25 protein-coding genes and 1 pseudogene are annotated in these 24,993 nt (G+C 73.5%); 17 read left to right on the plus strand and 9 right to left on the minus strand.

The window, feature by feature from the left end:
- Positions 1 to 57 precede the first annotated feature (57 nt).
- Positions 58 to 762, minus strand: a complete 705-nt coding sequence (locus tag ABT092_RS21885) for a response regulator (protein ID WP_351246358.1) — start codon at positions 760 to 762, stop codon at positions 58 to 60.
- The gene (locus tag ABT092_RS21890; protein WP_351246360.1) at positions 759 to 1,640 is read right to left on the minus strand and encodes a sensor histidine kinase; all 882 of its coding nucleotides are present in this window, start codon (positions 1,638 to 1,640) and stop codon (positions 759 to 761) included. The genes ABT092_RS21885 and ABT092_RS21890 overlap by 4 nt, the downstream gene beginning before the upstream one ends.
- A gap of 111 nt (positions 1,641 to 1,751) precedes the next feature.
- On the opposite strand from ABT092_RS21890, the gene ABT092_RS21895 reads away from it, so the two are divergent.
- The 4 genes from ABT092_RS21895 (at position 1,752) to ygfZ (ending at position 6,307) form a co-directional block, all read left to right on the plus strand.
- Complete coding sequence (locus ABT092_RS21895; RefSeq protein ID WP_351246362.1) at positions 1,752 to 2,462, plus strand: ABC transporter ATP-binding protein; 711 nt, start codon at positions 1,752 to 1,754, stop codon at positions 2,460 to 2,462.
- Positions 2,459 to 4,741, plus strand: coding sequence for an ABC transporter permease (locus ABT092_RS21900; RefSeq protein ID WP_351246364.1), 2,283 nt, complete (start codon positions 2,459 to 2,461; stop codon positions 4,739 to 4,741). The genes ABT092_RS21895 and ABT092_RS21900 overlap by 4 nt, the downstream gene beginning before the upstream one ends.
- Before the next feature lie 86 nt (positions 4,742 to 4,827).
- Positions 4,828 to 5,301 (plus strand): Fur family transcriptional regulator, encoded by a 474-nt coding sequence (locus tag ABT092_RS21905; RefSeq protein WP_351246366.1) that lies wholly within the window; start codon positions 4,828 to 4,830, stop codon positions 5,299 to 5,301.
- A 34-nt stretch (positions 5,302 to 5,335) separates the two neighbouring features.
- Positions 5,336 to 6,307 carry a CAF17-like 4Fe-4S cluster assembly/insertion protein YgfZ gene (gene ygfZ / locus ABT092_RS21910; protein WP_351246368.1) on the plus strand — a complete coding sequence of 324 codons (972 nt, stop codon included), beginning with the start codon at positions 5,336 to 5,338 and terminating at the stop codon, positions 6,305 to 6,307.
- 13 nt (positions 6,308 to 6,320) lie between these two features.
- On the opposite strand, the gene dtd is transcribed toward ygfZ, so the two are convergent.
- Positions 6,321 to 6,746 carry a D-aminoacyl-tRNA deacylase gene (gene dtd / locus ABT092_RS21915; RefSeq protein ID WP_351246370.1) on the minus strand — a complete coding sequence of 142 codons (426 nt, stop codon included), beginning with the start codon at positions 6,744 to 6,746 and terminating at the stop codon, positions 6,321 to 6,323.
- Between the two features lie 221 nt (positions 6,747 to 6,967).
- On the opposite strand from dtd, the gene ABT092_RS21920 reads away from it, so the two are divergent.
- On the plus strand, positions 6,968 to 7,600 hold the full coding sequence (locus ABT092_RS21920; protein ID WP_351246372.1) for an RsiG family protein: 633 nt from the start codon (positions 6,968 to 6,970) through the stop codon (positions 7,598 to 7,600).
- 61 nt (positions 7,601 to 7,661) lie between these two features.
- Positions 7,662 to 8,645 carry an asparaginase gene (locus tag ABT092_RS21925; protein ID WP_351246374.1) on the plus strand — a complete coding sequence of 328 codons (984 nt, stop codon included), beginning with the start codon at positions 7,662 to 7,664 and terminating at the stop codon, positions 8,643 to 8,645.
- A gap of 26 nt (positions 8,646 to 8,671) precedes the next feature.
- Here the strand turns inward: ABT092_RS21925 and ABT092_RS21930 are convergent, their stop codons facing one another.
- Positions 8,672 to 9,670, minus strand: coding sequence for an inorganic phosphate transporter (locus ABT092_RS21930; RefSeq protein WP_351246375.1), 999 nt, complete (start codon positions 9,668 to 9,670; stop codon positions 8,672 to 8,674).
- 5 nt (positions 9,671 to 9,675) lie between these two features.
- Positions 9,676 to 10,296 (minus strand): DUF47 domain-containing protein, encoded by a 621-nt coding sequence (locus ABT092_RS21935; protein ID WP_351246377.1) that lies wholly within the window; start codon positions 10,294 to 10,296, stop codon positions 9,676 to 9,678.
- Between the two features lie 220 nt (positions 10,297 to 10,516).
- Here ABT092_RS21935 and ABT092_RS21940 point away from each other — a divergent pair, with 220 nt between their 5' ends.
- Positions 10,517 to 10,921 (plus strand): metal-sensitive transcriptional regulator, encoded by a 405-nt coding sequence (locus ABT092_RS21940; RefSeq protein ID WP_351246379.1) that lies wholly within the window; start codon positions 10,517 to 10,519, stop codon positions 10,919 to 10,921.
- A 72-nt stretch (positions 10,922 to 10,993) separates the two neighbouring features.
- Here the strand turns inward: ABT092_RS21940 and ABT092_RS21945 are convergent, their stop codons facing one another.
- Entirely contained in the window at positions 10,994 to 11,209 is a 216-nt protein-coding gene (locus tag ABT092_RS21945) for a hypothetical protein (protein WP_351246381.1), read from the minus strand.
- A 199-nt stretch (positions 11,210 to 11,408) separates the two neighbouring features.
- A complete protein-coding gene (locus ABT092_RS21950) occupies positions 11,409 to 12,263 on the minus strand; it encodes an SCO4651 family lipoprotein (protein WP_351246383.1) in 855 nt (284 codons plus the stop codon).
- Between the two features lie 137 nt (positions 12,264 to 12,400).
- Between ABT092_RS21950 and ABT092_RS21955 the strand changes: the two genes are divergently transcribed.
- On the plus strand, positions 12,401 to 12,586 hold the full coding sequence (locus ABT092_RS21955) for a hypothetical protein (RefSeq protein ID WP_351246385.1): 186 nt from the start codon (positions 12,401 to 12,403) through the stop codon (positions 12,584 to 12,586).
- 84 nt (positions 12,587 to 12,670) lie between these two features.
- Here the strand turns inward: ABT092_RS21955 and ABT092_RS21960 are convergent, their stop codons facing one another.
- Positions 12,671 to 13,369 (minus strand): phosphatase PAP2 family protein, encoded by a 699-nt coding sequence (locus ABT092_RS21960; RefSeq protein WP_351246387.1) that lies wholly within the window; start codon positions 13,367 to 13,369, stop codon positions 12,671 to 12,673.
- 400 nt (positions 13,370 to 13,769) lie between these two features.
- Positions 13,770 to 14,735: a C40 family peptidase gene (locus tag ABT092_RS21965; protein ID WP_451361570.1), complete on the minus strand. Its 966-nt coding sequence runs from the start codon at positions 14,733 to 14,735 to the stop codon at positions 13,770 to 13,772.
- A 511-nt stretch (positions 14,736 to 15,246) separates the two neighbouring features.
- On the opposite strand from ABT092_RS21965, the gene ABT092_RS21970 reads away from it, so the two are divergent.
- From ABT092_RS21970 to ABT092_RS22010, 9 genes and pseudogenes are all read left to right on the plus strand, one after another.
- Positions 15,247 to 15,555: a DUF8827 family protein gene (locus tag ABT092_RS21970; protein WP_351246404.1), complete on the plus strand. Its 309-nt coding sequence runs from the start codon at positions 15,247 to 15,249 to the stop codon at positions 15,553 to 15,555.
- A gap of 253 nt (positions 15,556 to 15,808) precedes the next feature.
- Positions 15,809 to 16,630: a DUF8175 domain-containg protein gene (locus ABT092_RS21975; protein ID WP_351246391.1), complete on the plus strand. Its 822-nt coding sequence runs from the start codon at positions 15,809 to 15,811 to the stop codon at positions 16,628 to 16,630.
- Positions 16,620 to 17,972 (plus strand): hypothetical protein, encoded by a 1,353-nt coding sequence (locus tag ABT092_RS21980; RefSeq protein WP_502968481.1) that lies wholly within the window; start codon positions 16,620 to 16,622, stop codon positions 17,970 to 17,972. Before ABT092_RS21975 ends, ABT092_RS21980 begins: the two co-directional genes overlap by 11 nt.
- A complete protein-coding gene (locus tag ABT092_RS21985) occupies positions 17,969 to 19,525 on the plus strand; it encodes an SCO6880 family protein (RefSeq protein WP_351246393.1) in 1,557 nt (518 codons plus the stop codon). The genes ABT092_RS21980 and ABT092_RS21985 overlap by 4 nt, the downstream gene beginning before the upstream one ends.
- 231 nt (positions 19,526 to 19,756) lie before the next feature.
- Positions 19,757 to 21,166 carry an ATP-binding protein gene (locus tag ABT092_RS21990; RefSeq protein ID WP_351246395.1) on the plus strand — a complete coding sequence of 470 codons (1,410 nt, stop codon included), beginning with the start codon at positions 19,757 to 19,759 and terminating at the stop codon, positions 21,164 to 21,166.
- Between the two features lie 114 nt (positions 21,167 to 21,280).
- Positions 21,281 to 22,783, plus strand: coding sequence for a type VI secretion protein (locus tag ABT092_RS21995; RefSeq protein WP_351246397.1), 1,503 nt, complete (start codon positions 21,281 to 21,283; stop codon positions 22,781 to 22,783).
- Between the two features lie 116 nt (positions 22,784 to 22,899).
- Positions 22,900 to 24,189 (plus strand): sensor histidine kinase, encoded by a 1,290-nt coding sequence (locus ABT092_RS22000; protein ID WP_351246399.1) that lies wholly within the window; start codon positions 22,900 to 22,902, stop codon positions 24,187 to 24,189.
- Complete coding sequence (locus ABT092_RS22005; RefSeq protein ID WP_351246401.1) at positions 24,186 to 24,854, plus strand: response regulator; 669 nt, start codon at positions 24,186 to 24,188, stop codon at positions 24,852 to 24,854. Before ABT092_RS22000 ends, ABT092_RS22005 begins: the two co-directional genes overlap by 4 nt.
- Before the next feature lie 45 nt (positions 24,855 to 24,899).
- Positions 24,900 to 24,993, plus strand: a pseudogene (locus ABT092_RS22010) (DUF6716 putative glycosyltransferase); the annotation flags it as partial.

Below are 24,993 nucleotides of genomic sequence, written 5' to 3' on the forward strand. Positions count from 1 at the left end.
GGCGCGACGCACCCACGCGCGCCGGGGGCCTCGGTCGTGGGGGGCGACGGCAGGTGCCTAAGGATCGGGTTCGGCGGAGCCACCGGGTGCGACCAGTCCCGTCTCGTAGGCGAGGACGACGGCCTGGGCCCGGTCGCGCAGGGCCAGCTTGGCGAAGATCCGGGCCACGTGGGTCTTCACCGTCGCTTCGCTCAGCGTCAGCTCCCGGGCGAGTTCGGCGTTGGACAGCCCCCGGCCCATGAGCGTCAGCACCTCGCGTTCGCGTGGTGTCAGCACGGCGAGGTCGCGGTGGACCACGGGAGAGGTCGCGGCGGCCCGTGCGGCACCGGAGGCGTGGCGTTCCACCAGGCGGCGGGTGATCGAGGGGGCGAGCAGCGCGTCACCGGTGTCGACCAGCCGTACGGCGGCGGCGAGATGTGCGGGGGTGACGTCCTTGAGGAGGAAGCCGCTGGCACCGGCGGCGAGGGCCGCGTAGACGTAGGAGTCGAGGTCGAAGGTGGTCAGCATGATCACTCGACAGTTCGGGACCCGGGCGAGGATCTGGCGGGCGGCTGCCAAGCCGTCCGTGTTCGGCATGCGGATGTCCAGGAGGGCGACGTCGGGGCGCAGTCGGCGGACGGCTTCGACGGCCTCGGCCCCGTCCGCGGCTTCGCCGACCACGTCGATGCCGCGGGCGGTCAGGATCAGACGGAAGCCGGTGCGGACCAACTCCTGGTCGTCGGCGATCACGACGCGGGGTGCCGGGTCGGTGGGTGCGGTCACGGCCGGTCCAACGGAATCCGGGCGCGGACCCGGTAGCCGCCGCCCAGGCGGCGCCGGGCGTCCAGGTCGCCGCCGTAGACGGCGACCCGCTCCCGCAGGCCGAGCAGTCCCCGACCCGCTCCGTCCGCCCGGCCCGCGGCCGGACGGCGGCGGGGCCGGACGGCATCTCCGAAGAGGGCGCTCGGTCCGCTGTTCAGGACTTCGACGCGCAACTGGTGCTCGGCGTACCGCACGGTCACCTCCGCGGTGGCTTCTTCCCCGTGCTTGAGGGCGTTGGTCAACGCCTCCTGGACGATCCGGTAGGCGGTGACGTCGATCCCGGTCGGCAGCGGGCGGGGCTCCCCGGAGATCCGCACCTCCACCGGCAGACCGGCGAAGGCGATCCGGTCGATCAGCGGACCGAGCCGGCCGAGGCCGGGCTGCGGTGTCAGGCCACGGCCGTGGGGTTCGTCCTCGCCGTTCTGCGCGGGGGCGAGCAGGCCGAGCAGGTGCCGCAGCTCGGTCATCGCGGTCCGCCCCGCGCCCTCCACGGCGCCCAGCGCGGCCGCCGCCTCCTCGGGCAGGGTGGCCAGCACCTCGCGGGCGGCCCCGGCCTGGACCACCATCAGGCTCACGTTGTGGCTGACGATGTCGTGGAGCTCGGCCGCGATCCTGGCCCGCTCGGCCTCGACCGCGGTCCGTGCCGCGCTCTCCCGCTCCCGTTCCAGCAGCCAGCCGCGCTCCTCGACGGCCGCCCGGCGGCGCCGGCGCTCCCGGACCAGCGCCGCGCCCAGGACGGCGACCGCGGTGCACGCCACGGCCCAGGTCGCGACCAGCCAGATCCACCCCGAACTCCCCACCCGAACGAGCATGGCAGCCCGGTCGGCCGGCCGCGTCATGCTCCGGGTCCATTTCCCTACATCCCCGGGATGAGCCGCGGGGACGGATACCTCCGGTGGGGGACGTCGCACCGGTCGGGCCGCTCCTAGGTTCATGGCATGACACATGCCATGACAACGGATCCGGACGGTTCCCCGCAGGTCGTCGTCCGGCTGGCGGACGTGCACAAGGAGTACGGCGAGGCGAAGGCCCTGGACGGCGTCCACCTGGAGATCCGTGCCGGGGAGGCGGTCGCGGTGATGGGGGCCTCCGGGTGCGGCAAGTCCACCCTGCTCAACATGGTCGCCGGGCTGGACCGCCCGACGTCGGGGACGGTGCAGGTGCACGGCCAGGACCTGGGGGCTTTGAACGAGAAGGGGCTGGCGCTGTTCCGGCGGCGGCACGTCGGCATGATCTTCCAGTTCTTCAACCTGATCGACGACCTGCCCGCCCTGGACAACGTCGCGCTGGCCGCCCAGCTGACCGGCACGTCCGCCCGGCAGGCCCGCCGCCGCGCGCTGGAGCTCCTCGACGAACTGGGCATCGCCGACCGCCGGGACGCCTACCCGGCCGCGCTGAGCGGAGGCGAGCGGCAGCGGGTGGCCGTGGCCCGGGCCCTGACGAACCGGCCCGCCCTGCTCCTGGCCGACGAACCGACCGGCGCACTGGACAGCCGCTCGGGCGAGCAGGTCATGGACCTGTTGATCGACCTCAACCAGATCGGGCAGACCCTGCTGATCGTCACGCACGACCCGCGGTTGGCCACCCGCTGCGCCAGCCGTCTGGTCGAGGTCGCCGACGGCCGGGTGGCCCGCGAGAGCACCCTGGAGCGCACGGCATGAGCGCCGTGTGGAGGGCCTCGCGGGCGGCCGTGGCACGCCGCCGGCTCCAGACGTTCGTGATCGGGCTCGTGGTGCTGTGCTCCACCACGACCGTGCTGCTCGGGCTGGGGCTGCTCAGGGCGGCCTCGGCCCCCTTCGACAGGGCCTTCGACCAGCAGCGCGGGGCCCACGCGGTGGCGGCGTTCGACCCGGACCGGGCCTCCCTCGCCGAACTGGCGCGGACGGCCGGCCGCCCCGGGGTCGAAGCCGCCGCCGGGCCCTTCGGACGAACCGTGCTGGAGCTGCCGCACGACTGGCTGTGGATGTCGGCGGGGTCCCTGGCCGTGGTGGGCCGGGCCGATCCCGGCGGTCCGGTGGACCGCATCCGGCTGCTCGAAGGCCGCTGGGCCACCGCTCCCGGCGAGATCGTCGTCGACTGGCCCGTCAACGGCACGCCCGGACCCGACCGCCTCGGCACCCGGCTCCGGGTCCGCGGGGCTCCGCCCCTCACCGTCGTCGGCTTCGCCACCAGCATGAGCAAGTCCGCCGGGGCCTGGGTCACCCCCGAGCAGATGACCCGGCTGCGCCCGACCGGCACCCAGATGCTGTACCGCTTCACGGGCGCCGCGACCGACGCGGAGGTGCGCGCCGGCCTGACCCGGGCCACCGCCGCACTGCCCGCCGCTTCGCTGACCAGCACGCAGTCCCACCTCACCCTCAAGCGGGCCTTCTCCGCGCAGGCCGACGCGTACCTGCCGTTCCTGACCCTCTTCGGCGTCCTCGGCCTGCTGGTCTCCGTACTGATCGTCGGGAACGTCGTCAGCGGGGCGGTCGTCTCCGGGCAGCGCCACATCGGCGTGCTCAAGTCGCTGGGCTTCACCCCGAACCAGGTGGCCGCGGTCTACCTGACGATGGTCTCCGTCCCCGCGCTCGTCGGCTGTGCCCTCGGCACCCTGATCGGCAACGCGGCGGCCCGCCCCGTCCTCAAGGTGGCCTTCTCCGGCATCGAGACCGGCAGCGCCGCCATCGGCATCGGCTGGTGGCCGTCCGCGGTCTGCCTGGTGGGCATGCCCGCCCTCGTGGTCGTCGCCGCACTGGTCCCCGCCCTGCGCGCGCACCGGCTCTCCGCGGCCCGGGCGATCACGGCGGGCAGCGCACCGCGGGCCGGACGCGGACTGCGCGTGCAGCGCCGGCTGGGCGGGACCCGACTGCCGCGGGCCCTGACCCTGGGGCTCGGCCAGCCGTTCGCCCGCCCGGCCCGCTCCCTGCTGACCACGGCGGCCGTCGTCCTCGGGGCCGCCACCGTGACCCTGACGACCGGCCTGACCAGCACCATGATCGCCTACGGCGAGGTCGGCGAGGGCGACGGCGCCGCCCGGGTACGCGTCCCGGCCGTCCCGTCCGCTCCCGACCGGCAGACCGAACAACGGCTGCGCTCCCTGCCCGGGGCGGACCGGGTGACCGTCCGTGCGCTCACCACGGTGAGCCTCGCCGGGTACCCGCAGACCGTCTTCGCCAACTTCCACCGCGGGGACACCCGGGACCTCGCCGCCGGGATCGTCAAGGGGCACTGGCCGACCCGGGCCGGGGAGGCCGCGGCCGGGCCGGCGTTCCTCCACCAGCACGGGTTGTCGGTCGGCGACCGGGTCACCGTCCGGCTGAACGGCGGGCAGGCACCCGTCACCATCGTGGGGGAGCTGATGGAGGGCAACGCCCAAGCACTGGAATCCGATTGGCGGACCCTGACACGGCTCGACCCGAGGGCGCGGGCGACCGAGTACACGGTCCGGCTCGCGCCCGGGGCCGACGCCCGGAGCTACCTCGAAGCGGTCGGGGCCGCCGATCCCTCCCTGGAGCCCACCGTGCTGGACCCGCACGCCACCGCCACCACGACCGTGGTCGGCCTCGCTTCGGTGTTCACCGTGCTGCTGACCGTCGTCGCCGCGCTCGGGGTCTTCAACACCGTCCTGCTCACCGTCCGGGAGCGCCGCCGCGACCTGGGCATGCTCAAGTCGATCGGGATGACCCCGCGCCAGGTGGTGGTGATGACCGTGTCCTCGGCCGCCGTTCCGGGAGCGGTCGGCGGCCTGCTGGGGATCCCCCTGGGGATCGTCGCGCACCGGCTGGTGGTGGACCACGTCGGGGTGATCTCGTTCCCGGAATCCATGAAGCAGGTCTGGCACCCGCCGCAGCTGGCGGCCCTGCTCCTGGCGGGCGGGGCGATCGCCGTCCTCGGCGCACTGGTCCCGGCGAGGTCGGCAGCACGACTCGCCATCGCCGAGGTGCTGCACCACGAGTAGCCCGCCCGGAGGCGGGGCGGCCTCCCCGTACGGCCGGAATCCGTCGACCCGCCCCGGCCCGGCCCCCTCCTGCCTACACTGGTCGGGTGGTGAGCACCGACTGGAAGGCCGACCTGCGCCGGCGCGGCTACCGGCTGACGCCGCAGCGGCAGCTGGTGCTGGAGGCCGTGGACGCGCTGGAGCACGGGACGCCCGACGACATCCTCTGCGAGGTGCGTCGTACGGCGTCCGGGGTGAACATCTCCACCGTGTACCGGACCCTGGAGCTCCTGGAGGAGCTGGGGCTGGTCAGCCACGCCCACCTGGGCCACGGGGCGCCCTCGTACCACCTCGCCGACCGGCACCACCACCTGCACCTGGTGTGCCGGGACTGTTCGGGCGTGATCGAGGCGGACGTCTCCGTCGCGGACGGGTTCACCGCCGAGCTGCGGGACGCCTTCGACTTCGACACCGACCTGAAGCACTTCGCGATCTTCGGCCGCTGCGGCGCCTGTCGCGGCGCCCCCCGGGACACCGGTGCGGGCGCCGACGGGCCGGCCGGGACCGGGGCGGGGGAATGAACGGCGCCCGCGCCGGGTCGTACCCTGAGTGGATATGAAGAGCCCTCTGCTGTCGCTGCCCGGTGCCGTCCCCGCCGAGGGGGTGGACGAAGGCGTCGCGGGCCACTACGGCGAGCTGTACCGCGAACAGCGCGCCCTGGCCGAGGGCACCGGATTCGTGGACCTCTCGCACCGCGGCGTGCTCACCGTCACCGGTGAGGACCGGCTGAGCTGGCTGCACCTGCTGGTCACCCAGCACGTCAGCGACCTGCCCCCGCACCGGGCGACCGAGGCGCTGGTGCTCTCCGCCAACGGGCACATCGAGCACGCGCTGTACCTCGTCGACGACGGCACCACGGTGTGGGCGCACGTCGAGCCCGGAACCCAGCGGGCGCTGCTCGCCTACCTGGAGTCGATGAAGTTCTTCTACCGGGTCGAGGTCGCCGACCGCACCGACGAGTTCGCCGTGGTGCACCTGCCCGCCGGCTCCATCGCCACCGTCCCCGAGGGCGTGACGGTCCGCGAGGCACCGCACGGGCGGGACCTGTTCCTGCCCCGCGCCGAGCTGGCCGGGCTCGCCCCCGACGGACCCTACGGCCCCCCCGCGGGGCTCCTCGCCCACGAGGCGCTGCGCGTCGAGGGGCACCGGCCGCGGGTCGGCTTCGAGACCGACCACCGCACCATCCCGCACGAGCTGGGGTGGATCGGCACCGCCGTGCACCTCCAGAAGGGCTGCTACCGGGGGCAGGAGACGGTCGCCCGGGTGCAGAACCTCGGCAAGCCGCCGCGCCGGCTGGTCTTCCTCCACCTCGACGGCAGCGAGGTGCACCTGCCGCCCCGGGGCACCGAGCTGCGGCTCGCCGCGGACGGGCCGGAGGGCCGCGCCGTCGGCTTCCTGACCACCTCGGTCCGCCACCACGAGCTGGGCCCGGTCGCGTTGGCGCTGGTCAAGCGGAACGTGCCGGTGGACGCGGACCTCCTCGCGGACGGGACCTCCGCCGCGCAGGAGACCGTCGTCGAGCCCTGAGCCCGCCGGGGCGTCAGACCTCCAGCAGCACGGTGAACGGGCCGTCGTTCGTCAGGGACACCCGCATCGACGCCCCGAAGCGGCCGGTGGCCACCTCGGCGCCCAACCGGCGCAACTGCTCCACCACCTCGTCCACCAGCGGTTCGGCCACCTCGCCGGGCGCCGCCGCGTTCCAGGTGGGCCGGCGGCCCTTGCGGGCGTCCCCGTAGAGCGTGAACTGGCTGATCACCAACAGCGGGGCGCCGGTGTCCGAGCAGGAGCGTTCCCCGGCCAGGACGCGCAGCGTCCACAGCTTGCGGGCCAGGCGGGCCGCGTGCTCCGGGGTGTCCTGGTGGGTCACCCCCACCAGGACGCACAGCCCCTCCCCGGCGATCTCCCCGACCGTCTCGTCCCCGACCACGACGGCCGCCCCGTCCACCCGCTGCACCACTGCTCGCATCCCGCCATCATCCCTCCCCGCCCACCGCCCGGGGACGCCCGTGCCCCCGTCCGTGCCCCCGCCACGCCGCCGCGTGTTCCCGCGCCCGTCCGGAGGCACCCGCATGCTCCCGAACCCCCCATCCGGGGCCGATCGGGGGCACTCGGTCACATAGCGCCCACTCGGGGTGGCACGATGCTCCCAGCGGTAGGCCGCACCGGTCGAGGGGACGGTAACGAGCGATGAGCACACCGAGTACCGGGCGGCAGCAGCCCGTGCCCGTGTCACTGACCCGGACGAGCCCGCGGACCCGTTCCGCCGTGAAGGGCGGGGCCCGGGCGGGCACCCGACCACCGGTGCAGCGCACCGCCGCGGCCCCGCTGTTCGAGCGGCTGCCGGTACCGGACCTGGCCGCGCTGACCCTGCCCGAACTGCGCGGGCTGCGCCGGGACGCCCAACGCGACGAGGCCGATCTGAGCTACGTGCGGCGGCTGCTCCACGGCCGCATCGACATCCTGTGCGCGGAGTTGGCGCGGCGGGCCGGCCCCGAGGCACCGGTGGTGGACCGGCTGTCCGAGATCCTCGCCGACCAGCCGGCCCGGCAGCGCTCCTCGGCCCGGCACGTGACCCTGGGCCCCCCGCACGGGGAGGAGTACCGGCGGCTCGCCGCCGACATGCTGGGCGAGGTGGAGCTGTCCGACCTGGCCGCCCGCACCGACCAGGAGCTCCGGGACGCCCGCGGGCGGCTGGTGCGGTACGAACAGCAGGTGTCGGGGCGACGGCAGTCGCTGCAACGGATCGCGGACGGGTGCGGAGCGGAGATCACCCGCAGGTACCGTGAGGGCGAAGCACACGTAGACGACCTGCTCGGCTGAGCCGGTCGCCCGGCGATCCCGGGCGACCGAAGCGTCGAGCGCCCCCCGGAGGCCACCCGCCATGCCCGAGCCCCGCACGCCCCGCACCCCGCGCCCGTCCGCGCCGGAGCCGCCGGTGCTCGCCGAGGTCGTCCGTTCGGGGTTCGTGGAGAGCCGGCACCGCGGGCACCTCGTCGTCCTGGGCGCGGACGGCACCGTGGAACGGGCGTGGGGGGACGTCGACGCCCCGGTCTTCCCCCGTTCCGCGAACAAGCCGATGCAGGCCGCGGCGGTGCTGCGGGCGGGGGTCCCGCTCGCCGGGCGGCAACTCGCCCTGGCCGCCGCCAGCCACTCCGGCGAACCGTTCCACCTGGAGCTGGTGCGCGCCCTGCTGGCCTCCCACGGACTCACCGAGGACCGCTTGCAGTGCCCGGCCGACCTGCCCCTGGACGCCGCCGAGGCGGAGGCGTACCTGGCCGCGGGGGGCGTGCGGGAGCGGATCACCATGAACTGCTCGGGCAAGCACGCGGCGATGCTTGCCGCCTGTCTGCGCAACGGCTGGCCGCTGGACGACTACCTCGACCCGGCCCATCCGCTCCAGGTGCTGGCCCGGGAGGCGGTCGAGGCGGCCGCCGGGGAACGGGTCGCCGCGACCGGCGTCGACGGCTGCGGGGCACCGCTGTTCGCGCTCTCCCTCACCGGGCTGGCGCGGGCCTTCCGCGCGTTCGTCCGGGCGCCCGAGGGCTCGCCGGAGCGCCGGGTGGCCGAGGCGATGCGCGCCCACCCGGAGTACGTGGCGGGCACCCGGCGGCCGGACACCTGGCTGATGCGGGAGGTGCCGGGGGTGCTGGCGAAGATGGGGGCGGAGGCGGTGCAGGCGGTCGCGCTGCCCGACGGTCGCGCCCTGGCGTTCAAGATCGAGGACGGCGGCGTCCGGGCCTCGGGGCCGGTCCTGGCGCGGGCCCTGCGCCTGCTGGGTCTGCACGGGGAGGTGCTGGAACGGATCGGCCGGGCGCCGCTGCTGGGCGGCGAGGCCGAGGTGGGGGCGGTGCGGGCGGCGTTCTAGGGCCGCTGCACCCGGGGCCGGGCGGGTCAGCTGAAGGCGAGCTGCACGATCCACAGGCTCAGCGCCGCGCTCAGCGCCGCCGCGGGCATGGTGATGAACCAGCCGATGACGATGTTCTTGGCGACCCCCCAGCGCACCGCGTTGATCCGCTTGGTGGCCCCCACCCCCATGATCGCCGAGGTGATCACATGGGTGGTGGAGATCGGCGCGTGGAACAGGAAGGCGGTGCCGAACATGATGGACGCCCCGGTGGTCTCCGCCGCGAAGCCCTGCGGGGGGTCGAGTTCGATGATCTTCCGCCCGAGGGTGCGCATGATGCGCCAGCCGCCGGCGTAGGTGCCGAGCGAGAGCATGACCGCGCAGGCCAGCTTGACCCAGATCGGAATGTCGTCGCCGGAGTCCTGGACGTCGGCGATGACCAGGGCCATCACCACGATGCCCATGGTCTTCTGGGCGTCCTGGAGGCCGTGTCCGAGGGCCATGCCGGCGGCGGAGACGGTCTGTGCGATGCGGAAGTGTCGCTTGGCCTTGTGCGGGTTGGCCCGGCGGAACATCCACAGGATCGCGCACATCACCAGGTATCCGACGACCAGACCGACCAGCGGGGACACGAACATCGGAATGATGATCTTGTCGAGGACCCCGGACCAGATGACGTCCGTGCCGCCCGCGAGCGCCGCGCCGACCATGCCGCCGAAGAGGGCGTGCGAGGAGGACGAGGGCAGCCCCAGGTACCAGGTGACCAGGTTCCACAGGATGGCGCCGACCAGCGCGGCGAAGAGGATGGCCATCCCCTTGCTGCCCTCCGGGGTCGCGATGAGCCCCTCGCTGACCGTCTTGGCCACCCCGCTGCCGAGGAAGGCGCCGAGCAGGTTCATCACCGCGGCCATGGCGATGGCGGCCTTGGGGGTGAGCGCCCGGGTGGACACGGAGGTCGCGACGGCGTTGGCCGAGTCGTGGAAGCCGTTGGTGTAGGTGAAGAAGAGCGCGACGCCGACGGTCACGACCAGCGCGAAGGTGTCCACGGAGGTCAGGACTCCTTGACGGCGATGGTCTCCACCGTGTTGGCCACGTGCTCGAAGGCGTCGGCGGCCTCTTCCAGCACGTCGACGATCTGCTTCAGCTTGAGCACCTCCATCGCGTCGTACTTGCCGTTGAACAGGTGCGCGAGGAGCTTGCGGTGGATCTGGTCGGCCTGGTTCTCCAGGCGGTTGACCTCGATCCAGTACTCGGTGAGCCGCTCCATGGTGCGCAGGTGCGGCATGGCCTCGGCGGTCAGCTCGGCGGCCCGCGCCAACACCTCGATCTGCTGCTCGACGCCCTTGGGGAGCTTCTCGACCTGGTACAGGACGACCAGGTCGACAGCCTCCTCCATGAAGTCCATGATGTCGTCGAGGGAGGACGCGAGGGAGTAGATGTCCTCGCGGTCGAACGGCGTGATGAACGAAGAGTTCAGCTGGTGGAAGATGGCGTGCGTGGCATCGTCCCCCGCGTGCTCGGCCGCCCGCATCCGTTCCGCGATCTCCGCACGGTCCGACGCGTCGGCCCCGAGCAGTTCCATCAGGAGCTTCGAGCCCGTGACGATGTTGTCCGCGGATGCGGCGAACATGTCGTAGAAGCTCGTCTCCCTGGGGGTCAGACGAAAACGCACGTGGGGTCCTCGGGATGCGGGGTTTCGGTCAGGCTGATGCTAGGCGCATCATCCCGTCACGGCTAACCGGCGTTCCACCAGTGTCGCTCATCCACAGTGCGGCCTGGCACCGGGTCCGGACAACCCTCCCGTACTGGGAAAAGTTCGGTACCATATACCCACCAGGGGTATAGAACGAGGGTAGGCCGTCCCGCACGGCGACCATACGGAGGACGACGCCATGACGAGCACCGAGACCGACGCGACGACGGGGGCGCCGAAGGCAGCGGGCGGCTGCTGCTCCGGGCCCGGTGCGGCGGCGACCGAGGGCACCACCGAAGTGATCACCGACCACGACCTGGGCATCCACGGCTACCACAAGCAGAAGAGCGAGCACCTCAAGCGGCTGCGCCGGATCGAGGGCCAGATCCGCGGGCTCCAGCGGATGGTGGACGAGGACACCTACTGCATCGACATACTCACGCAGGTCTCCGCGTCCACGAAGGCCCTCCAGTCCTTCGCCCTGCAACTGCTCGAAGAGCACCTGCGGCACTGTGTCGCCGACGCGGCCCTCAAGGGCGGCGCCGAGATCGACGACAAGGTCGAGGAGGCAACGAAGGCGATCGCGCGGATGCTCCGCACCTGACCGCCGGCGCGGGTGGCCCCGGGTCCGTGCCCAGGAGCCCGGACCGCGGTCACCCGCGCGACCGCCGCACGTTCACCAGTACGCCCAGCCGACCCTGGCCCGCGCCGGGGCCGTCGGGTCGGCCTCCGGGGCCGGGACCCGCACCCGCAGCACCTCGTCGATCCGGGCGGCGCTCAAGCGCTCCTCGCCCGTGGCGCTGGCCGCGATGATCAACTCGCCGCACAGCTCGATCTCCGCGAGGGCGACATGGTCCTGCACTGCCGTGCCACCGGACGGAGCCACCCACACCACCTCTTCCTGGCCGCCACCGGCTTCCTAGCGTAGGCAGTCGCTACGCACCGCGCATGGCACGGACGGACCATTTCCGCCCCACCCGGACGACTACGCCCCTGTGCGTCCCTTCGCGCCCCGTCACGGCTCGCGCGCCGTGCGCGCCCCTCGCGCACAGGCGCGGCCGCCCGCCCGGCGACTCCGTTCACCGCCGTCGTCACGCGCCCTCCGCGATCTTGCCCGCGTAGATGTCCGCGGCGTCCGGCAGGCGCACGTCCACCGGTGCGCCGAAGCCGGACAGCACGACCGTCGAGGCCACGGCCACCGCCCGGGCGTGGCGTTCGTTGACGAAGCTGAACCGGTGCCGCAACTTGCGCACCAGTCCCTGCTCGTCCAGGTAGGCGTCGAAGGGGACCTCGCTGGTGGAGAAGCCCCGGGCGGCGGCGGCGAGCACCCGCCGGGTCTCCCCGGAGGCCACCGCCGCCGCCCGCACCAGGTCCGTGGTCCCCCGGTAGTGCCGCACCGGGACCCCGTCGAGCCGGGCCCCGCCCACGTACCGCACCCCGCGCGCGCCGCGCAGCAGCTCCGCGGCGGCGAGCGGATCGGTGGCACCGCCGGTGACCAGGTTCCCGTCCGCGACGGACTTGGTGTCCACGCGCACCCACTTGTCGGCGGGCACCCCGGCGCCCCGGTTCTTCATGTACAGCGCCCCGGGGGCGAGGAGTTCGACGATGGGCTGTTGCCGGGAGGCGCCGGTGGGGTCCTGCGGCAGCACCACCCGCAGTTCGCCGAGGCGCCGGGCGAAGTCGTAGACCCCCTCGCCCCGGATGGTGACCCGGGTGCCGCCGGTCGCCATGTCCATCGCGGTGCGGGTCCGGGCGGTCCCCGCCCGCACCAGCCGAGCGGCGGCCCGGTGCACCGCGTCCGCGGGGGCGTCCGGTGCGAGGGGCACGGGCACCGCGTCGACCGGCGTCCCGAGGGCGCCGCCCCCCGCGCACCCGGCCAGCAGCCCGGCCAGGACGACGGCCAGGGCCAGCGCGCCGCCGCCCGCGTACTGCTGCCGCACCACCATCGCCGACCCCCAGGGATGTGGAGTAGTTGTCGAGTCGATGCGAGTCAGGGCCCCGCGTCGTGTTGTCCCCCCTAACGAACCGCTCCGGCACCCGTCACGCACCCCCTCCGCCCGGTGCCGCCCGCTACCGTGGACCCGTGGCCCGAGAGCTGGAGTTCGCCGATCCCCCCGCCGTCGTCACGGAGCACCGCACCACCACCGTGGAGCACGGTCGCTTCCTGAGCGCCCGCTGTAGCTGCGGCTGGCGGGGCGCCGCCCGCCGGGCCCGCAGCCGGGCCCGCTCGGACGCCGAGGAACACGCCGCGGACCCCGCCGCGCCCTGAACGCCCCGGACCCCGGAACGCGCTGTGGGCCACCCCCTTCTCCGGGGTGGCCCACAGCGCGTGCGGTGCCGGGACGGGCTGCCCTCAGGCAGCCAGGTCGCGTTCCTCGGTGCGGGAGCCGCGGCCGTAGGGGTCCCGGGCGACGTCGGGGGTGGAGCGGGTCCGGATCAGCCAGGAGCCGTGCCGGGAACGGCCGATCGCCCGGGTGAGGGGCGTGAGCAGCAGGGCGGCCAGCGGGGCCAGCAGCAGGGCGACGGCGGTGCCGAGGGCGAAGCCGCCGATCACGTCGGTGGGGTAGTGGACGCCCATGTAGATGCGGGACACCCCGGCGAGGAAGGCCATGGCGATGGCGATCCAGCCGTACTTGCGGTGGGCGAGGAAGATGCCGACCGCCATGGCCATGGCGAGGGTGGAGTGGTCGCTGACGAAGGAGTAGTCGGTCTTGCCCTGGATCAGCACCTCCAGGCCCTCGTGGTCGAGGAAGGGTCTGGGGCGCTCCACGAAGCCGCGGATCGGGATGTTGACGATCACCGCGAGCGCGGCGGCCAGCGGCACCCAGATGACGGCGGCGGCCGACTGCGCCGCCTCCTCCAGCGAGCCGGCGCGGGCCCGCAGCTTCCACCAGGTCCACACCCCGAGGAAGACCAGCCCGAGCATCAGCCCGTACTCGCCGACGTACTCCATGGTGTGGTCGAACCAGGTGGGGGCGTCCTTGGCCAGGCCGTTGATCTCGTAGAGCAGACTGACATCGGGGTTCGACCCGGATTCGTCGAGTCCAGCCATCGTGCCGCGGCCCCTTCGTCGTGCCTCGCTCCTACGGGCGCACCCGGCTGTGCGCCTCCCGACCCCCCGCTCCGCGTGGGGCGTCCGCCGGTTGGCCGGCGGGTGGCCCCCCGGCCCCGGGGCGGGGAACGGTCGCCCGTTCCGATGCCCTCGGCGGCCCGACGGGGGCCGTACCCGAGGAACGCACGACCCCCCGGGACGCGTTCCGCCCTCAACCGAAAGATCACTGAGACGTTACCCAAGAGAGATTCGTCATCGCAGCTCAGGAGCGGGCAGCGGACAGGGGTTCCGGCCACGCGACGCGTGCGGATCTTCATCATCACACGTCGTCGGCACCGCCCCGGCACGGGGCCGCGGGCCGGGCGCGCGGAGCGCCCGCCGGCGGCGGGACCGGGCCGGCTCACGTCGAGGGCGCGTGGGTGGGCAGGGCCTCCGCGCCGTCCTGGGTCACCCGGGTCGCCCCGAAGTAGTCCTTGGTGTCGATGGGGCTGAACCGGATCACGGCACCGGTCCTCGGCGCGTCGATCATGAACCCGCCTCCCACGTAGATCCCCACGTGCCGGATGGCCCGCGAGTTGGTGAGGTCGTCGGAGAAGAACACCAGGTCACCGGGGAGCAGTTCGTCCCGGGAGGGGTGCGGTCCGGCGTTGTACTGGTCGTTGGCGACCCGGGGCAGCTCGATGTCGACGCTGCGGTACGCGGCCTGGGTCAGCCCCGAGCAGTCGAACCGGCCGCCCTGCGCGGCCGTGCCCGTGCCGCCCCACAGGTACTCGGTGCCGAGCTTCTGCTGTGCGTAGTGGATCGCGCCGGCCGCCTGCCGGGAGGGGTCCACCCGGCCGACCGGGCGGGCGAAGCTCTCCTCCAGACTGGTGATGATCTTCACGTAGTTCTGGGTCTCGCGGTACGGGGGCACCCCGCCGTACTTGATGACGGCGTAGGGGCCGGCGTTGTAGGCGGCGAGCATGTTCTTCGTGGGGTCGCCCGGCACGTCCTCGACGTACTTGGCGAGACTGCAGTCGTAGGAGGCCGCCGAGGGGATCGCATCGGCCGGGTCCCACACGTCCCGGTCCCCGTCGCCGTCCCCGTCGAGCCCGTGGGACGCCCAGGTGCCGGGGATGAACTGGGCGATGCCCTGGGCCGCCGCGGGGCTCTGCGCCCGCGGGTTGAACCCGGACTCCTGGTACAGCTGGGCGGCGAGCAGCGCCGGGTTGATGGCCGGGCAGAGGTCGCCCCACTTCTCCACCAACGGCTGGTAGGCGGCCGGCACCGCGCCCTTGGCCAGCCCCACCGCTCCGCCGGCCCGACCACCGGCGAGGTTCCCGGCCACCAGGTAGGTGCCGATGACCAGCAGCATCACGAATCCCATGCCGCCGCTGACGACCGCGCCGGCGAGGACCCAGGCCCCGCGTGCCCCACGCACCGTCAACCCCTCCTCAGTGCCGGCCAGTCCGCCGCGGCTCAGTGTAGGCGGGGCGCGGGTCCCCGGCAGGAGCGCAACGGGGGAGTGCGCGACGCCCCGATGCGCCCTTGCACGCATCCGGAGGCCCGCCCGACGCACCCCGGTGACCCGGTGAGCGGCGGGTGCGGGAGGTGCGGGGCGCGGTACGAAGGAGAAGAGGGCCTAACGACCACGGGCATGTGAGGTTGCGCAAGGCCCTCGTTGCCCGAGGTGACACCGCGTGATACACAGAGTGACGTGACGGTCCGTTGTGTACCGCTTCACGTCCCCGCGTGCGACGGTGAACAATAATTTGTGCGAAACCAGCCAGCGAAAGACGCCAAGTCGACATGCTGAGCCGGATTCGTCAGCGAGAATGAGCGTGACCCCTGCACGCTCGCAGGGGCCGGGAACTACCCATACAGGGGCGGTGAGTTACATGCTTATGGCAGCCGAAAAGGGCGATATCACCACGATCATCGGCGGGATCGCCCCCGACTGGGGCCCCTTCGGGAGCTTGGGCAACGAAGCCAGGGTGATGATCCAGGTGGTGATGGCCGCGGCCATCCTGCTGTGCCTGGGCATCGCGATCTGGGGCGCCGCCAAGCAGCGCATCGGCGCCACGGCACTGCGCGACACCTTCAGCGCCGAGCAGGGCAAGGGACTCATCGTCGCCGGCCTGACCGGGGTGTTCATCATCGGTTCGCTCGGCACCCTCTTCACCATCGTGTACGGCATGGCCGTCTAGCCGGCTGCCCGCGCGGCCACCCCCTCGTGGCCGCGCGCCCGGCAGCCCGTGCGCCCCGACCGGACGTCCACCGGGCGCGCTCCGGCCGCCCCGACCGTCCGTCCGCCGCACCCACCCCGAGGTCGCGTCCCCTGATGCCACGTCACCACACCCCGTCCGCGCGGCCCCCGGCGCGCCCCGCCGCGGCCCCGGCCGCCGCGCCCGGACGCGGTGGCGCCGGCGCCGACCACCACCCGGAGGGGGCCGACGCACCATGAGCCCGGACGACGAGACGTACGGCGCCCCCGGCACGGGCGGCAGCGGCCAGACCCGCACCCGGTTGCCCGACCGCGGCGACGGGCCCCGCCGCCCGGGCCGGTCCTCCGCCCGCTCCACCGTCGCCGTGGTCGGGATCGTCGTCCTGCTGCTCGCCGCGATCGCCTTCGCCAACCGGGGCGGTGACGAGGCCCCCTCCGGCCGGCCGGAGGCCGACCGTCCGGACACCGCACCGACCGCCGCCACCGGCACCCGCCCCGTGGACGGCAAGAACCACGGCATCGCCACCGGGCACGCCCGCGACGCCCAGGGCGCGCAGTCCGCCGCCGCGAACTTCGCGGTGGCGCTGGGGTCGGCGGAGATGTTCGACAAGGAGCGGCGCGATGCCATCGTCACGGCCACCCACGTCCCCGACTCCGCCCGGACCCGCCGGGCCGACCTGGACAGGACCTACAGCTCCGAAGCGTTCCTGACCCGCATCGGCCTGCAACCCGACGGCACCGCGCCCACCGGTCAGACCTTCGTCTCCCGAGTCGTCCCCGTCGGCACCAAGGTCGAGAAGTCGGACGCCGACACGGCGAAGGTCGCCGTCTGGACCACCTCCTTGTTCGGCCTCGCCGGCGAGACCTCCAAGAACCCGGTCACCGAGAGCTGGCACACCACCACGTACACCCTGCGGTGGACGGACGACGACTGGAAGATCGTCGACTCCCAGCAGCAGGACGGACCCGTCCCCACCGGGCGCGACCAGAGAGCGTCCACCGCCGACGACCTGGCGAAGGCCGTCGAAGAGTACGGAGGGTTCACCTATGCCCGATAGGCAACCGCCCAGCGGGGCGACGCCCCGCCCCGCGCGGCTGCGCCGCGGTGCGCTCGCGCTGCTCGGCTCCTCGGCCGCCCTCCAGACCGTTGCCCTCCTGTTCGCCCCCCGGGCCGCGGCCGAACCCACCCCGACCCCCAGCCCCTCGACGTCCAAGGAGCCGTGCGAGTACGTCCCGGGGCCGGCCAAGGAACTCTGCGAGAACGGCGAGAACAGCGGCGGCAGCGGCAGCACCGGCGGCGGCGACAACCCCCTCTCCAGCACCCTCGACCCCCTGAAGGCCCTGGCCGAGGGGTGCGCCGACGCGGCGGCCTGGACGATCGACCAGCTGTCCAAGGCGGTCAAGGAGACCGCCGAGGTCGACTACACCAACCCGGCCTTCCTCAAGCAGTACGCCGTCGTCTTCGCCGCCTCCACCGTGCTCACCCTGCTGCTGTGGCTGCTGGCCGTCGCCAAGCGGGCGGTCCGCGGCGTGCCGCTCGGCACCGCGCTGTCCGAGGCGGTCGGCTTCCTGTGGCTGACGGTCATCGCCTCCGCGTTCACCCCGCTGATCCTGCACACCGTGGTCTCCGCCACCGACGGGGTCACCGAGGTCCTCGCCAAGAGCACCGGCGGGCAGACGGACGTCTTCTTCGGCTCGTTCTCCGAGGCCCTCACCAAGGGCAACGACATCGGCGGCGGACCGATCATGCTGATCGTCGTCTCCCTGGTGTCGATCCTGGCCGCCGGCGTGCTCTGGCTGGAGCTCGTGATCCGCGCCGCCCTGCTCTACGTGGGCGCCCTCCTGGGCACCGTGGTCTACGCCGGGCTCGTCGACAAGAACCTCTGGGACCACGTGCGCCGCTGGGCCGGGATCATGATCGCGGTCATCCTGATCAAACCGATCATCGTGATCGTCCTGGGACTGGCCGGTGCGCTCTCCGCCTCCGACGACGGGCCCGACGCGTTCTCCGCCGTCGTCTCCGGGCTGGCGATCATCCTGTTGGCCATCTTCGCCAGCGCCATGATCTACCGCTTCGTCCCCGGCTTCGGCGACGAGCTGGCCAACTCCCGCAACAACCGGCTGCAACGGGGCGCCGAGAACCGGGCCGCCGCCGTCATCAGCTCTCCCGCCGCCCTGGTCTCGCAGGGCATCAAGACCCACAGCAGCCGCGCCGACAACACCGGCGGCGGCCAGGGCCAGGCCGGGGCCCGCCCCGCCAACCCGGTCAGCGGCGGCGTCGCCGCCCACAGCACCCGCGGCAGCGGCGGCCAGGCCCCGCCGGCCGCCCCCGCACCCCGCTCCAGCCCCATGAACAGCCCGCACACCAGCACCAACCGCACGGGAGGTGATGGGCGTTGACGACCGAATCGCTGTCCCATCCGAGCACGCCCCGCCGGACCTACCTCATCGGCCGCGCCCGGCCCAACGCCGTCGTCGGCCGCAACCGCGAGAGCGGCGAGATCGGACTCATCATCGCCGGGGCGTTCCTCGGCATGATGTGCGGACTCCTGGTCCCCGTCCTCTCGCTGCGGATCGTGCTGCTCGTCGGCTTCCCGCTGCTCGCCCTCGCCGCCGTGTACGTCCCCTACAAGCGGCGCACCTTCTACAAGTGGTTCGAGATCAACCGCAGCTACAAGCGGCAGCTCAAGCGCGGCACCACCTACCGCTCGGGCGCCGTCGAGGCGGGCGTCGGCCTCGACGGGCGCGAGGTGGAGATCGGGCCGCCGCCCGGCATCGGCCGGATCACCTGGCTCTCCGCCCCCTTCGGCCCCGACGAGATCGCCGTGCTGCTGCACGCCGACCGCAAGACCATCACCGCCGCCATCGAGATCGAGGGCCCCGGCGTCGGCCTGCGCGACTCCGAGGACCAGGAGGCGCTGGTCGACCGCTTCGGCACCCTCCTCAAGCACGTGGCCAACGGCGACGGCTTCGTCACCCGCATCCAGATGCTGGCCCGCACCCTGCCCGCCGACCCCGACGCCCACGCCAAGGACGTCGCCCAGCGCGGCGACCACCACGCGCCCGGCTGGCTCCGGGACTCCTACGACCAACTCCAGTCCATGGTGTCCACCAGCAGCGAGCAGCACCGCGCCTACCTGGTGGCCTGCATGCACCACAGCCGCGAACTCGGCGCCGAGGCCGCCGCCATGGCCCGGGCGGCCCGGGGACCGGGCGGCCGGCGGCTGAGCCGGGACGCCGGCCTCGCCATCGTCATGGCCCGCGAACTCGCCGACATCTGCTCCCGGCTCCAGGAGGCCGACATCCGGCTGCGCCAGCCGCTCGGCCAGAGCCGCCTGGCGTCCCTGGTGCACTCCATGTACGACCCGGACCACCCCATCGACCACATCCAGGCCATGTCCAAGCGCAACGCCTGGCCGGCAGAACTCGACGCCGTCGAGCCCACCTACCTCCAGGCCAAGACCCGCGAGTCCAGCACCCGCGACCCCTGGTGCCACGCCACCGCCTGGGTGAAGGAGTGGCCGATGACCCCCGTCGGCGTGAACTTCCTCGCCCCCCTCCTGGTCCACACCCCGGACGTCATCCGCACCGTCGCCGTCACCATGGACCTCGAACCCACCGAGATCGCCATCGAACGGATGCTCACCGAGAAGACCAACGACGAGGCCGAGGCGAGCCGCGCCGCCAAGATGAACCGCACCGTCGACCCCCGGGACATGGCCGCGCACTCCCGGCTCGACCAGCGGGGCGAGGACCTGGCCTCGGGCGCCGCCGGGGTGAACCTCGTCGGCTACATCACCGTGTCGGCCCGCTCCCCCGAGGCGCTCGCCCGCGACAAGCGCACCATCCGCGCCTCCGCGGGCAAGTCGTACCTCAAGCTGGAGTGGTGCGACCGCGAACACCACCGCGCCTTCGTCAACACCCTCCCGTTCGCCACCGGCATCCGGAAGTAGCCGCGACGCCCCGGGAGGAGGCCACCGCCGGCGCGGCGGGGCACACCACGGAACGACCAGGCCGTGCACGTGGACCGGGTCCAGGAGAGAACCAGGCCCAACGAACATGAACCAGGTCGGCGAACGGACCGTCGCACACCCGCGGCGGCCCGACGAACGGGAACCGGACGCACCGAGGACGATCGGAGAGCGGGGACAGGGTGATGTGCGTGGACGGGAGCTGATGAGCTGATGCGGGACCCGCTGTCCATCCTGACGGACGCGTTCACGGCCTTCCTCTTCGGGAAGGTGGAGACGACCCGACCACCCGTGCGCACCTCCACGGGCCAGGCCCAGGCCGTCTACCTGCCGACCGCCGCCCCCGGTCTCGGCGACTCCGGCGTGATCATCGGCCGCGAGGTCTACTCCGGCAAGGGGTACATCTACGACCCCTTCCAGCTCTACGGCCAGCAGCTGCCGGCCCCCCACTGGCTGGTCCTCGGCGAGTCCGGCAACGGCAAGTCCGCGCTGGAGAAGACGTACGTGCTGCGCCAGCTCCGGTTCCGGGACCGCCAGGTCGTCGTCCTCGACGCACAGGGCGAGGACGGGGTCGGCGAGTGGAACCTGGTCGCCCAGCAGTTGGGGATAACGCCCATCCGGCTCGACCCGACGGCCGCCCTGGACATGGGCATCCGCCTCAACCCGCTGGACCCGTCGATCACCACCACCGGGCAGCTGGCCCTGCTGCGCACCATCATCGAGGTGGCGATGGGCCGCGGCCTCGACGAACGGTCGGGCTTCGCCCTCAAGGTCGCCCACGCCTACGTCAACGAGACCATCGTGGACCGGCAGCCCGTCCTCACCGACATCGTGGAGCAGCTCCGCCACCCCGAACCGGAGTCGGCCGAGACGATGAACGTCGCCATAGACGACGTCCGCGCCTGGGGCCTGGACGTGGCCCTCGTCCTGGACCGGCTGGTCGACGGCGACCTGCGGGGCATGTTCGACGGCCCCACCACGGTCGGCATCGACCTCGACGCCCCGCTGATCGTCTTCGACCTGTCCCACATCGACCGCAACTCGATCGCCATGCCCATCCTCATGGCCATCGTCGGCGTCTGGCTGGAGCACACCTGGATCCGCCCCGACCGCAAGAAGCGCATCTTCCTGGTCGAGGAAGCCTGGCACATCATCAACAGCCCCTTCGTGGCACAGCTCTTCCAGCGCCTGCTGAAGTTCGGCCGGCGGCTCGGCCTCTCGTTCGTCGCCGTCGTCCACCACCTGTCCGACGTGGTCGACGGGGCCGCCGCGAAGGAGGCCGCCGCCATCCTCAAGATGGCCTCCACCCGCACCATCTACGCCCAGAAGGCCGACGAGGCCCGCGCCACCGGGCGCGTCCTGGGCCTGCCCCGCTGGGCCGTGGAGATCATCCCCACCCTGACCCCCGGCATCGCCGTCTGGGACGTCAACGGCAACGTCCAGGTCGTCAAGCACCTGGTCACCGAGGCCGAACGCCCCCTGGTCTTCACCGACCGCGCCATGACGGAGTCCTCCACCGCCCTCGACGAGGCGCTGCACGCGGCGGAACTCGAAGCGGAGGAGCGCGCCGCCTCCTTCGTGGAGCAGCAGTGGGGGGACGCCTCCGAATCGACGGTCGCATGACCCGGCACGCGCCGTCCCCGGGCGGCGCACCGACCCGGACCCGCCACGCACGGAGAACGCGGTGACGGACGGAAGGACGAACGGAAGAGCGATGCACCACCGGACGACGCCCTGATGCCGGGGCACACCCCCGGGGGCCGGCCCGTCCCACGGGGCGGACGCGGCGTGCCCGACTCACTGCTGGTGGGCGGCCTCGCCGCGCTGCTCGGCGCGACCTTCCTCATCTGGTCCGCCACCGGGCTCGCCGGCCGTCTGGCCCGGGGCTCCTGGCCCGCCGGGGTCACCTTCGACCACACCCCCACCGCCCTGCGCCACCTGATCACCCGTCCCGGTGACCTGTCGGGCGCCTGGCCGGCCACCCCCGCCCATCAGCTCTCCGGCCACGGCCTGTTCTGGGCCCTGTTCGCCCTCCAACTGGCCGTGCTGGTCCTCGTCGGGGTCCTCGTCATGGGCGCGGTCGCCCGCCTGCGCACCGGGCTCACCCGAGCCGAACGCGCCCGCGCCCGCAAGCACGCCCGCCACGCCCCGCGCGACCACCACCGGCCGGAGCCTCCCCCGCACCGGTACGAGCACGCGTCCCGGGACACCGCCCCGCCGCCCGAGGAGGAGGCCCCGCCCGCGCCGGCGCACGCCGCCCCCGCGGCGCAACCGCCGCCCGCCGCGGAGCCCGCGCCCCGCCCCGTGCCGGCTCCGCGCGGTCACGTCGTGCTGGGCCCGCCGGCCACCCGGCACCCGCTCGCCCTCCAGGCCGTCCGGGACGCCGAGGGCCCCGTCCTCGTCGTCACCTCGCACCCGCCGCTGTGGGCGGAGACCAAGGACGCCCGCGCCAAGCTGGGCCCCGTCCTCCTCTACGATCCGCTGCACCTGTGCGACACCCCCTCCCGACTGCACTGGTCACCGCTGGGCGGCTGCGAGGACCGCGAGACCGCGGCCCTGCGCAGCACGGCGCTGTTGGCCCCGGTCCGCCCGGCCGCCAAGCTGGACACCGCGGTCGCCGACACCGCCGAGACCCTGCTGCGCTGCTTCCTGCACGCCGCGGCCGTCGACGGCCGCCCGCTCCGCCACGTCCACCGCTGGGCCCAGGGCAGCCAGGTGCAGGAGGCGGTGCGCGCCCTGCGCACCCATCCCAAGGCCGCCTCCGGCAGCGCCGGCGAACTCGAAGCCGCCCTGACCGCCCACCCGGAACGCCGGGACACGGCCCAGCAGTTGACGGCCCGCGCCCTGGCCGCCCTCTCCACCGTGCACGTGCGGGAGGCGTGCACCCCCCATCGAACCGATGGCCTCGCACTGGATTCCTTCCTCGCCGAAGGGGGCACGCTCTACCTGGTGGGCGAGGCGATCGAAGATCCCAAGCCCCGTCCCGGAGCCATGCCCCTCCTCACGGCTCTGGCCTCCAGCGTGGTCGAGCGCGGCCGGCGCATGGCCGAACGGTCATCCTCCGGTCGGCTCGACCCACCACTCGTCCTGGTCCTCGACGACGTGGCCGCCGTCGCGCCCCTCCCCCAGCTACCGGCGCTGCTCGGCGCCGGCGCCGAACGGGGGCTGTTGCCCCTGGCCCTGCTGCGCTCCCGCGAACAGGCCCGCGCCCGCTGGCCCCACGAGGAGATCCCGATCTGAACCGCACGGGCCCCGCCGCCCCCCGCCCGCCCGTGGTACCGCGGTACGACGACGGGCCCGCCGTTCCCGTCCCCGGGGCGGATGTGCCCGGGCGGGCCCCGTACGACGATGGTCCGGTGCGCCCCACACCTCCGCCCGACGCCGCCGACGCCCCGCCGCACGCCCGGCTCCTGGGCCGCGCCCAGCAGTTCGTCCACGCCCACGACGTCCGGCGCCCGTACCTGTGGGACGGTCTGGTGACCGCCGGCTGGTTCGTGGCGGCCCACATCGACTACAGCAGCGGCGGTTGGCGCACCACGGCGTTGGATCCCCGACAGCCCGGCTGGCTGCTGCTGGCCGTGACCGCCTGTCTGACGGTGCCCCTGTTCTGGCGCCGCGGACACCCGTTCGCCGCGCTGCTCGCCACCACGCCCGCGGCCTTCGCCAACGCCCTGTCCGGGGCGTTCCTCCAGGTCGGGCTCCTCCAGCTGCTGTTGCTCTTCCACATCGCGCTCAGGCTGCCGCCACGCGCCCTGTGGTGGTCCTTGGGGTTGGTGGCGGCGCCCCTGGTCTCGGGCTCGCTCCGGCACGACCTGGGCGGCGGAGCCGAGGGGGTCGACTGGTCGATGACGGTGGCGCAACCCCTGTGGTGGGGGGTGATGGCGATCCTGACGGGCTCGCTGGTGCGCAGCCGCCGGGAACGCACCCGGGCCCTGGAGGAGCGGGCGCGCCGGCTGGAGGTGGAGCGCGACCAGCAGGCCCGCCTGGCCGCCGCGGCGGAACGGGCCCGCATCGCCCGCGAGATGCACGACATCATCGGGCACAACCTCGCGGTGATCACCGGGCTCGCGGACGGCGGCGCGTACGCCGCCCGGAGGTCGCCGGACCGTGCGGCGGAGGCGTTGACGGCGATCGGCACGACCGGTCGGCAGGCGTTGACGGAGCTACGGCGCCTCCTCGACGTCCTGCGCGAGGACCCGCCGGACTCCCTCCGCCCCCGGCTCTCCCCCCAGCCGGCGCTGGCCGACCTGGACGCCCTGGTGGCACGGGTGCGCACGGCGGGGCTACCGGTCCACGTACGGGCCGAGGACCTCCCCGACGCGGTGCCCGCGGGCCTCCAACTCACCGTGTACCGACTGGTCCAGGAGGCCCTCACCAACGCGCTGAAGCACGCGGGCGAGGGGGCGAGCGCCGAGGTGCGCGTCCGGTACGGCACGGACGCGGTGCGGTTGACCGTGACGGACACCGGCGGCACCGCGCCCGCCCGGGCCGGGGTCGGGCCCGGCCGCGGACTGACCGGCATGCGGGAGCGCGCCGCGCTCTACCGGGGCACGCTGGACGCCGGCCCCACCGTCGACGCGGGCGGCCGGCCCGTCGGCTGGCGCGTCCACGCCCTGCTGCCCCTGCCCGAGGAGACGTCGACGTGACCACCGTCCTCGTCGCGGACGACCAGCGGTTGCAACGGTTCGGCTTCCGGCTGCTGTTGGAGAGCCAGGGCGACATGACGGTGGTGGGCGAGGCCGGCAACGGCGCCGAGGCGGCCCGGCTGGCCGATGCGCTCCGCCCCGACGTGGTCCTCATGGACGTCCGGATGCCGGGCGTCGACGGCATCGAGGCCACCCGACGCATCCTCGCCACGGGCGCCCGCACCCGGGTCCTGATCCTCACGACCTTCGACCTGGACGAGTACGCCTACGAGGGGCTCCGTGCGGGAGCCAGCGGCTTCCTGGTCAAGGACGCCCTCCCGGAGGAGTTGCTCTCCGGCATCCGCGCCGTGGCGTCCGGGGACGCCGTGGTCGCCCCGGGTCTGACCCGTCGCCTCCTCGACGCCTACGCCAGGCACCTGCCCGACCCGGCGGCCCGGGACACCACGGCGACGGACGAACGCTTGGCCTCGCTGACCCAGCGGGAGTTGGAGGTGCTGACCGTCGTCGGGCAGGGGTGGACCAACCCCGAGATCGCGGCACGGCTGCACCTGGCCGAGTCGACGGTGAAGACCCATGTCGGCCGCATCCTCGCGAAGACCGGTGCCCGGGACCGCATCCAGGCCGTCATCCTCGCCTATGACACGAAACTCGTGCGCCCCTCCTGAGGAACTTCCTCCGGAAAGGGGTGCGGGAACGCAAAAAAGTCGTGCCGCCGCCCCGTGGTCGTCACCGGCTACGTCGGCGTGGTCTACGAGAAGCTGACCGACGGGCTGCTGCTGCGGCACGGCGCGGACCTCGTCCTCG

It is taken from the genome of Streptomyces sp. NPDC002490, assembly GCF_040296045.1.
Taxonomy (GTDB): Bacteria; Actinomycetota; Actinomycetes; order Streptomycetales; family Streptomycetaceae; genus Streptomyces.